Here is a 4,031-nt window from a genome sequence, read left to right as displayed (position 1 = left end):
CAAACTCTCCAATAAAGTTAGTTTGTCTAGCATCTAAAAATAAAAATTGACGTTTCACGTTGTTTGTTTCGTTCAGTTTTCAAAGAACTTGTTTGCCGCTCATTTGCGACTTCCTTATGTTAACATTTTCATGTTTCAATGTCAACTAAGTTTTTTTATTTCGTTTGTCGCTTTCTGCGTTGTTGCTATCGGCGACTTGTCTTATATTACACCTCTATAGACTAATCGTCAATACCTTTTTATAAAGATATTTAATTTAATATTTCTACACTCTTTTAGCTAGATAAAATCCTACAAAAATTTCATTATCGGGAAACCATCTTCTACTTCACTTTGCTAATCTATTCTTCCAAAACATATTCAATTCAATTTAATTTAAACCTTTCTTCCTTAAAGGACCCCATTCGTATGCTGCTCAGCCTTATAAAATCTACAAGTGGAAATATTGAAGTATTCGGAGAGGATTTATTTCAAAATCAAAAAGACATTTTAAGAAGAATTGGTTCTATCGTTGAAGTTCCAGTTTTTTATGAAAACTTATTAATTAACGCAAAGATAATTGGAGTGCACAAGAAAAATGCAATTGAAGAAGCATTAGAAATTGTAGGCTTGCAGCACGAAACAAAAAAATTAGTAGGAAAGTATTCTTTAGGAATGAAACAGCGCTCAGGAATTGCACGTGCTCTTCTCCATTATCCCGAACTACTCATACTAGATGAGCCAACTAACGGGCTCGATCCAATCGGTATTAAAGAAATGCGAAAACTTATTAAAGCTTTAGCTCAAGAAAGAAACATAACAATACTCATTTCTAGTCACATACTAGCCGAGGTGGAACAACTAGTCGATCGTATGGGAATTATTCATGAAGGAAAGTTACTAGAGGAGATTTCTCTTGATACGCTGCGTAAAGCAAACCGTAGGTACATAGAATTCCAAGTGAATAATGACAATAAAGCTGCGATGCTATTAAAAAATCATTTTCAAATTTTTGATTTTTGATTGTGAAGTACATGATAAAAGGAATATTCGCGTTTACTCTCACTTTGGACAGCAAGGACGCATTAACAGGGCGTTTGTTCTTAATGATATTGAAGTATTAAAAATGATGATAAGCGAAGACAGATTAGAAGATTATTTCACCAAGCTAGTATGTAAGGTTACAAGCTATACTTGAAATCCGAACCTAATAATAGCATTTCTTCTTTAAACACATATACTGATTGAACTACTCCCACTTAACGACCTTATGACCTGTTTGAAATCGGAGATTCCTGCAAACATCGATGTATCCATCAGTTATCTTAGCAGACCCTGCCCGTAATTCCTACGGTGAGAACTGAAGTGTCTTGTACATATCACATCTTCACGCAAATTGAGGGAGGAATCTTCTGTCGGAAAACGATCAAAAATACGTACCTCAATTAATTGAGTGTACCCATTACACCAATATAGAACAAACGTTCTAAACCCTTATTATACATCACTACTCCCTTTTATTTATGTAAACTAACTTTTTCACTTGCACTTATCTTCTCTATGAAAGACTCCCAATTATAAGATTTAAAGAGGTTTTATCCTATGTCTATATATAAACAACTGCAACCGTTACCGTTAGAAGAGCAAATTAAATTACTTACAAAGCATTTAGTTTCATTTAATAGTATTAACGGTACCGGCGGCGAAGCTAGTATTATAGATGAACTATATAGCATTTTAAAAAGCTTTCCTTATTTTCAAAAACACCCTGAACACGTATGGATTCAACATGTACCTCATGATCCAATAGGGAGAAAAAATGTATTCGCATTTATAAAAGGGAAAAACACCTCCCCCTCTACTATTATTTATCATTCACATCTAGATACAGTTGGTATTGAAGATTTCAGATCGTTAAAAGAGCATGCCCTCTCTCCTGAAATACTCGAGCGATATTTCCAAACCTACAAAGGTAATATAAGTGTTCAAACTGACGCAAATTCTGGAGATTGGTTGTTCGGCCGTGGTTCTCTTGATATGAAAAGTGACGCTGCTATTCATCTAGCTAATATATTATACTTCTCAGAACATATTCATTTACTAGAAGGAAATCTACTTCTCTTATTCAACGGAGATGAAGAAGGCGAACATCGTGGTATTATCTCTGCCTTAACCGAACTTGAAAGACTAAAGCAAGAAAAACAATTACAGTATCGTTTGGCTATTAATAATAATTTCATAACACCTTTATATGACGGAGATATTCAGCGCTACATTTATACAGGAACTGCAGGCAAACTTCTTCTTTGTTTCTATATTTACGGAAGGGAAGTACATGTAGGTGATACATTGTCGGGTATTGATCCTAATTTTATTGCAGCCCAAATCACAAATAGGCTACATAACAACTATAAACTAACTGAATTTATTCGCGATGAACTCGTTCTCCCTCCAACTTGTTTATATCAGCGTGATAATAAAGAGAAGTATACTGTTCAAACAGCAACAAGTAGCCAATTATACTTTAATTACTTTATTTATGAAGCTACACCAAAAAAGATTCTTTCCCGACTATTAGAAGAAACGAGTAAAGCCTGTAAAGAGGCTGAACACTATTTACAGGAGCAGTTCGAACATTACTTACTCATAACAGGTCTTCCCACTCGAAAACTTTCTTTGGAAATTGAAGTAATAAGCTATGCAGACTATATAAAAAAATTAAGGAATCTAAACATTAACCCAGACATTATTATTCAAGATGTTATACGAGAAAGTAATAAACAAGATTTGCGAGAACTATATTTTGAAATTATCGCCACTCTTCAACAGCTAGATCCAGAAAAGAAAGCGCGCGTTATTATCTTTTTCGCTCCACCATTTTTACCACATAACTACTTAAAACAAACAAATGAAGGAAATAATCTATTACAAAGTACGATCCAATCCATATTGAAGAATATGCAAACTGAGACAGGAGAACAATTTGTATTAAAAAATTCTTTCCTTATTTAGCAGATGGTAGCTTCTTGTCTATTCACGAAACTGACGAAGAGTTAAAACCATTATTAGAAAACTTTCCTAAATGGGAACAACTATATTCATTACCGTACGAAACAATTCGGAAATTAAACATCCCTTCTATTAATATGGGGGTCTACGGGAAAGATGGCCATAAATGGACAGAACGGGTTTACAAACCATATTCATTCAGCGTATTACCTGTATTAATTCGCAACACAACGATACAAATTTTAAATGAGTACAAAACCATTACAAATAAGCAGATTGCTCAGGGATTATAAAGAGAATTAATATTAACTAAAGTGAGGTAACGATACAAATGAATCCATTAGCCCAAGCATATTGGGATACTTATTGGGGGGACAATGCAAAGCCGAAATCTGTTACAGCTTGGCAATTCGGTGATTCCCCTGATTATCTCGCACAGTTAGTAATTGATGGTGTAAAAACAGCAACATGCTCCGGTCATATTTTTTATGAATTAGAAAACGAACCGCTACCAACAAACGATGATTATAGTATTGTACTCAATAGCCAAGGTGAACCTGTAGCTATTATTAAGACAATAGAAGTAACTGTAACACCAATGAATGAAGTAGCCGAAGAATTCGCTATCGCTGAAGGTGAAGGAGATCGTACTTATAATTATTGGCGGGATACCCATATTCAGTTCTTTACAAAGGAGTTAAATGAGCTTGGCCTTAGCTTTTTTGAAGATATGCTACTCGTTTGCGAACGTTTTGAGCTTATCGATATAAAGAATAAAGTGAAACTATAACAAATAGAGGTTTTATCGGGAATTCATGTTGTATAAATGCCCTTACTTTTACACAAATAAGCTTGTTATCTATGACTAAAGAAACCCATAGATAACAAGCTTATTAAATACAAAAAAGACGAGTCATTCTGACTCGTCTTAAAGTTGCTTGGCGACGTCCTACTCTCACAGGGACAAGGTCCCAACTACCATCGGCGCTAGAGAGCTTAACTTCCGTGTTCGGTATGGGAACGGGTGTGACCTCTCTGCCATC

1 protein-coding gene, 1 rRNA gene and 2 pseudogenes are annotated in these 4,031 nt (G+C 34.8%); 3 read left to right on the top strand and 1 reads right to left on the bottom strand.

The genetic code is table 11. The annotated features are described in order from the left end of the window. Window positions 1-402: 402 nt before the first annotated feature. The 3 genes and pseudogenes from ACTFQM_RS27235 to ACTFQM_RS27225 form a co-directional block, all read left to right on the top strand. Window positions 403-1,177, top strand: a pseudogene (locus tag ACTFQM_RS27235) (ATP-binding cassette domain-containing protein); the annotation flags it as partial. Window positions 1,178-1,581: 404 nt separating this feature from the next. Beyond that, a pseudogene (locus ACTFQM_RS27230) lies at window positions 1,582-3,281 on the top strand (M20/M25/M40 family metallo-hydrolase). A 38-nt stretch (window positions 3,282-3,319) separates the two neighbouring features. Next, window positions 3,320-3,778, top strand: coding sequence for an ASCH domain-containing protein (locus tag ACTFQM_RS27225; RefSeq protein WP_440037026.1), 459 nt, complete (start codon window positions 3,320-3,322; stop codon window positions 3,776-3,778). A gap of 146 nt (window positions 3,779-3,924) precedes the next feature. Here the strand turns inward: ACTFQM_RS27225 and rrf are convergent. Continuing rightward, window positions 3,925-4,031 (bottom strand): 5S ribosomal RNA (gene rrf, locus ACTFQM_RS27220); the annotation flags it as partial.

This window comes from Bacillus cereus group sp. MYBK30-2, from assembly GCF_051915945.1.
GTDB lineage: Bacteria > Bacillota > Bacilli > Bacillales > Bacillaceae_G > Bacillus_A > Bacillus_A paramycoides.
Note: the sequence above shows the minus strand (reverse complement) of the source record. Positions and strands in the feature narration are given on the sequence as shown.

What these genes read in the sequence shown, in the direction of transcription:
- ACTFQM_RS27225 (WP_440037026.1), top strand. Translation starts at nt 3,320, where the DNA reads ATGAATCCATTAGCCCAAGCATATTGGGATACTTATTGGGGGGACAAT.